The organism is Arthrobacter sp. B0427-1-12 (genome assembly GCF_059092905.1).
Genome location: NZ_JBNHIC010000111.1, coordinates 1 through 4,944, shown reverse-complemented (window position 1 = coordinate 4,944; position 4,944 = coordinate 1). Strand labels below are relative to the sequence as shown.

At 62.7% G+C, this 4,944-nt stretch carries 5 protein-coding genes and 1 pseudogene; 3 read left to right on the top strand and 3 right to left on the bottom strand.

The window, feature by feature from the left end; genetic code table 11:
• The first annotated feature begins 313 nt into the window (after nt 1–313).
• On the top strand, nt 314–1,417 hold the full coding sequence (locus AC5RWU_RS23685; RefSeq protein ID WP_493986620.1) for a mannose-1-phosphate guanylyltransferase: 1,104 nt from the start codon (nt 314–316) through the stop codon (nt 1,415–1,417).
• A gap of 139 nt (nt 1,418–1,556) precedes the next feature.
• Here the strand turns inward: AC5RWU_RS23685 and AC5RWU_RS23680 are convergent, their stop codons facing one another.
• Both AC5RWU_RS23680 and AC5RWU_RS23675 read right to left on the bottom strand, forming a co-directional pair.
• Nucleotides 1,557–1,706, bottom strand: coding sequence for a hypothetical protein (locus AC5RWU_RS23680; RefSeq protein ID WP_493986619.1), 150 nt, complete (start codon nt 1,704–1,706; stop codon nt 1,557–1,559).
• Entirely contained in the window at nt 1,691–1,930 is a 240-nt protein-coding gene (locus tag AC5RWU_RS23675) for a hypothetical protein (protein WP_493986618.1), read from the bottom strand. Before AC5RWU_RS23675 ends, AC5RWU_RS23680 begins: the two co-directional genes overlap by 16 nt.
• 108 nt (nt 1,931–2,038) lie before the next feature.
• Here AC5RWU_RS23675 and AC5RWU_RS23670 point away from each other — a divergent pair.
• A pseudogene (locus tag AC5RWU_RS23670) lies at nt 2,039–2,818 on the top strand (IclR family transcriptional regulator); the annotation flags it as partial.
• A 110-nt stretch (nt 2,819–2,928) separates the two neighbouring features.
• Here the strand turns inward: AC5RWU_RS23670 and AC5RWU_RS23665 are convergent.
• Nucleotides 2,929–3,972, bottom strand: coding sequence for an acyltransferase family protein (locus AC5RWU_RS23665; RefSeq protein WP_493986621.1), 1,044 nt, complete (start codon nt 3,970–3,972; stop codon nt 2,929–2,931).
• Nucleotides 3,973–4,142: 170 nt separating this feature from the next.
• On the opposite strand from AC5RWU_RS23665, the gene AC5RWU_RS23660 reads away from it, so the two are divergent.
• Nucleotides 4,143–4,944, top strand: an 802-nt coding sequence (locus AC5RWU_RS23660; RefSeq protein WP_493986617.1) for an ISL3 family transposase, incomplete at its 3' end; no start/stop codon positions are given.

Sequence of the window (4,944 nt, the reverse complement as noted above, 5' to 3'; positions counted from 1 at the left end):
CGACCGCTTCGACGATTTCGGTGGTGATGGTTTCGCCGACGATACCCCGGACGTCGTAGGCCTTGAACGATGCGGAAAGATCAAGTGTTGTGGTCACGCGAATAGCCTAATGTGGGTGGGGGAGTGAACCGAACAAACATGACTCAATCTCGGCGTGCTATGGGTCACTTTGAGGAGTGTAGGGCTAGGAACTAAAGAAACAATTTGCCCATCCCAGATAGCTGATCCAGAATGACCGTCGAGTACATTTGCATTTGCAGTGTGGGTGCGGTCGTTGAAAATGAATTTTTGTCTAATTTGACGGAGAAACGAGTTGAATTCTAATTTCCATGCAGTGATTCCTGCTGGTGGATCGGGGACGCGTCTTTGGCCCCTGTCGCGGGCGAAGGCTCCGAAGTTTCTGCTTGATCTGACCGGAGCAGGAAGCAGTCTGCTGCAGCAGACATGGGATCGGCTGCTGCCGATCAGTGCCGGTAATATCATGGTGGTTACGGGAACAGCTCACGGAGAGGCTGTGTCGGCCCAGCTGCCTGTGATGTCATCGTCCAATCTGGTCCTCGAGCCAAGCCCCAAGGATTCGGCCGCGGCCATCGGGCTCGCAGCCATGTTGCTACAGGACCGGAACCCTGACGTCATCATGGGATCATTTGCGGCGGACCACGTCATTCGTGATGTTGCGCTTTTTTCTAAATGCGTAGCATCCGCAGTCGAGGCCGCTGAACTGGGCTATATTGCAACGATCGGCATTGAGCCTACTTATCCGTCCACTGGCTTCGGCTATATCCATTCAGGCGATCCGCTCGTAGAAGCCGCAAACGGGGATGTATTCCATGTGCAGGAGTTTGTCGAGAAACCAGAATACGAACTTGCGGAAAAGTATGTAAAAAGCGGCCAATACCGGTGGAACGCGGGCATGTTCGTTGCACGGGCCAGTGAAATCTTGGACAGCCTACGTGCTAATCAGCCGGACCTGTTCCTTGGTCTGCGCAAGATCGCGGATGCATGGGACACGCCTGACCAGGATTGCGTGATGGCGGAGGTCTGGCAGTCCCTGCCGAAGATCGCCATCGACTACGCCGTTGCTGAGCCTGCCGCGAGGGCCGGAAAAGTCGTCATGGTTCCGGGTTCCTTTGGATGGGATGACATCGGCGACTTTGATGCTGTGACGCGCCTCAGCAGCGCATTTCAGGGAGACGATTCGGTCACTGTGGCCACTCCGGCGTCCAAGGTCATCGCCAACAACAGTTCGGGCTTTGTCCTGTCCACCACCGATCGCGTGGTGGCACTGGTCGGGGTGGAAGACATTGTTGTGGTGGATACCGGCGACGCGTTGCTGATCACTCGGCGTGAACACGCTCAGTCAGTGAAGTCGACAGTAGCTGAACTCAAGTCCTCCGGGCTTCACGAATTGCTGTAGGCGCTGGCGGCGCTATTACTCAGGGCTGTATGAAGCGGACGGCGTCTGGACCGCAAAATCCAGGCGCCGCCGTCGTATTTCCATGCTGAAACCGGGCACTACCACACCCGCTCCGCCACGGTCTCCGCAACCGCGTACCTCATCCGAAGATTTCGCTGTTGATCGCGGACAGGTCCACAGTGATGACCCCGATACTGAGGATGTGCGCGGTGGCCGGGATGCCCAGGCGCTCGAAGGTATGCACGAACGGACTGACCTCGCTGCCCACCTGGTTTAGGGGAACAGGCACATCAGCATGCCCAGGGCCAGCTCGAAGAAGAGCGGGATGTGCACCGGGGCGGTGCTGATCGCATAGGGGCTGGAGGCTCGCCGGCGGTGATGCCGATGGTCTCGATCCATCCCGCCGAAGGTGAACATCACCACGGCGAAGGAGGCGAGAAGGCCCTCGAAGCGAACGGGAAGAAGCCGCCGTGGGCGGTGAGGTCGCCCAGCCGGGTACGGTGCCTGCGTCACGCGGGAAGCCGAAGCCAATGAAGGCGGTGCGGCCGGCTGGCGGCGCTTGTGGGTGAGAAGGGCGTGTTGTAGTCGGACTGGTATCCCTAATTTTCTGATTGTGGCGAAGTGGGCGTGACGGGCATATCCAAGGTCGGTGCATCCAAAGTGCGGGCGGCAGTGAGCACGCTGCGGATCCTTAAGCTGCTGGCCTCCCGCCGGTGGCGGCCTCCTCCTTTGCCTCCGCGCTGGAACTGCCGCGCTCGAGTGTCTGCCACCTGCTGGCGGTGATAGAGCACAACGGTTTTGTGCTGTACCTGGCCGAGGAACAGAAGTATGGGCTGGGCTGTCCGCGTTCGAGCTGAGCTCGGCCTACTCTCGGCAGGAGCCGCTGTCCAGGCTGGGCAGACCGCTGCTGGCGCAGCTGGTGGACCGGATCGGCGAGAGTGCGCACTTGGCGGTGCTGCACGGGCGCGACGTGCTGTACATCGTGGAGGAGCGGGCCAAGCACCGCCCGTCGCTGGTGACTGATGTCGGGGTTCGGCTGCCGGCGCATCTGACCGCCAGCGGACGGGCGATCCTGGCCGCGCTGCCGAAGTCCCAGACCCGGGCGCTGTTTCCGAATGCTGCGGCGTTCGTGTCCCGGCATGAGACGGCCCATCCGATCACCAAGTACACGCAGCTGCAGTCGCACCTGGACCAGGTCCGCCAGCGCGGCTACGCCACCGAGAACGGGGAGGTCACCCCGGACTTCGCCTCCGTGGCTGTGGCGGTGCGGGACCATTTGGGTGGCCGGCGGCGTCGATTGCGGTGACGCTCCTGTCCAGCCGGGTGCCGGAGGGGGACTGGCCCGCGCTGGTGGAGAAGGTGCGGCCGGTGGCGGAGGAGCTATCGCAGTGGATTCTGGGGATGATCGGGGGCGTTAGGCCCATCAGTGGGGCAGTTATCCGGTTGAAAGTTGCCCCAAACGAGGAAGACCCCCGCGGATACGCTAAAGCCTTCGGTAGTGGGGTTTTCAGTTAGCGCACCGCAAGACTCTTCAGCGGTGGAGGCATCTCGAAAAGGAATCTTGCTTGGGTCCTTCTAAGCAGCGACTCCGCGAGGATGCAGAGCGTGACGATTGCGGCCGTGGCCAGGAGAGGGTAAACCCAGCTCAGCGGCCCCTTAGGAACGCCGACCGGCGAGAACATCAGCGCGTAAACCAAAGGTACATGCAGCACGTAAACGCCCAGGGTGCGCTGGCCAATGAACTGCCCGATGCGGGCAATAGCTCGCCACCGTACAGCCAGCGAGACAGTGCCAATCATGAAGCAGGTCAGCGTCAGACAGCGGAGAATGTAGATCGCGCCGTCAGCCACAGGGGGCAGCGTCATGGATGCCGCCATAGCGCTTAGGCCCGCCCCAGCGGTACCGCCTGCGACGACCATAACGACCTGACGCCGCTCAGCCAGCCTGGCTATCACCTCTTTCCCGTAGACACCGACGGCGAAAAACACAGCCAGGCCGGGGATCTTCAGCCACTGCGTGGATTCCCATCCGGGAATCAACGACACGGCGATACTCAGCACGGCGAGGGAACCGACCGCCAAGTGGGGTTTCACCTTCCCCAAGAGTGACAGCGAGAGGGTATACACCGCTAGCGCGAAGATGAACCATAGTGGAGTCTCCGGGAGTGCAAGCTGGACCAGCAGTCCGAAGCCCTCCACACGATGCGGGGCATCCCTGCCAACAATCAGCAAGCTCAGCGCACCGTACACCAGCAACCAAACTACATACAGGTAGTAACTGGCCAATACGGCGGAAGCCGTCTTGCCGTTGAAGCCCGCGCGTATCTTGCGGGAGGCTAGAAACCCTGAGACGGCGAGCAAAAGCGGCATCCTCAGGGTCCCCAGCACTCCGTTCGCCAGCTCCCAGGCCCGATGCGCTGCGTCTCTTGTGTCGCCCGCATTCAGGTAGTGCCACAGACAGACATGGAATAGCACCACAGCAACCACACATAGCCCTCGGGCTGTATCGATCCATGCGATTCTCTGTCCTCTGACTGTGCCTGAGACCGACGCCATTTCCCCCTTTAGCATGAGACCAAAGGTATCAGCTAGGCAGCCTCACACGATCAACCACTGGGTTCCCTCGCTCGCAGGGGGACTGTCCGAATAACGGCTCTGTCGCACTTTCGGTGGTGGTGCGGCGCGTCGACGGCTGGTTCGTGCTTCCGGGCTTCTCATGATGGGGCATGGTTGATGCGGAAATGCTGGTCGGGATGGTGTTCTCGGGGTTGTCGGCGTTGGTGATCGAGGGGATCGAGGACACCGGCGAGGTGATCGTGGTTCACGCGTCGACGCGTGGCGGGGCGGTGGAGTGCCCGGCGTGCGGGACGCTGACTCGGAGGGTCCACGCCTTCCATGAGCGGATGCCGGCGGACGTGCCGGCCGATGGGCGCCGCGTGCTGCTGCGGGTGCGGGTACGCCGGATGCGGTGCCTGTCATCTGACTGCGCGCGGCAGACCTTCCGGGAGCAGGTCCCGGGATTGCTGGAGCGCTATCAGCGGCGCACGGTCCGGTTGACCGGACAACTGCGCGGCGTCGTTCACGAACTTGCCGGCCGTGCGTCGGCCCGGCTGCTGCCGGTCCTTGGGATCGCCGCAGGGCGGGACACCGCGGTGCGGACGCTGCTGGGCATCGCGCTGCCGGAACGTCCGGTCCCGCACGCGCTGGGGATCGACGACTTCGCGCTGCGCCGCGGCCGGGACTACGCCACCGTGCTGATCGATGCCGACACCGGCCGGAGGATCGACGTGCTGGCTGGCCGGGGCGCCCCGGCCGTCACCGAGTGGCTTCGCACTCATCCAGGAGTGCAGACCGTGTGCCGGGACGGCTCGGCCACGTACGCCCAGGCCGTCCGGGACGCGCTGCCCGGAGCGGTCCAGGTCGCCGACCGATGGCACCTGTGGCATGGCCTGGCCGAAGCCGCCGCCAAGGAGGTCGCCGCCCACTCGACGTGCTGGGCCGGCGCAACAGGTCTGCAGGACGGCCCCC

Bases quoted from the DNA above. Each gene is read 5' to 3' on its own strand.
- AC5RWU_RS23665 (WP_493986621.1), bottom strand. From the start codon at position 3,972: ATGGCGTCGGTCTCAGGCACAGTCAGAGGACAGAGAATCGCATGGATC.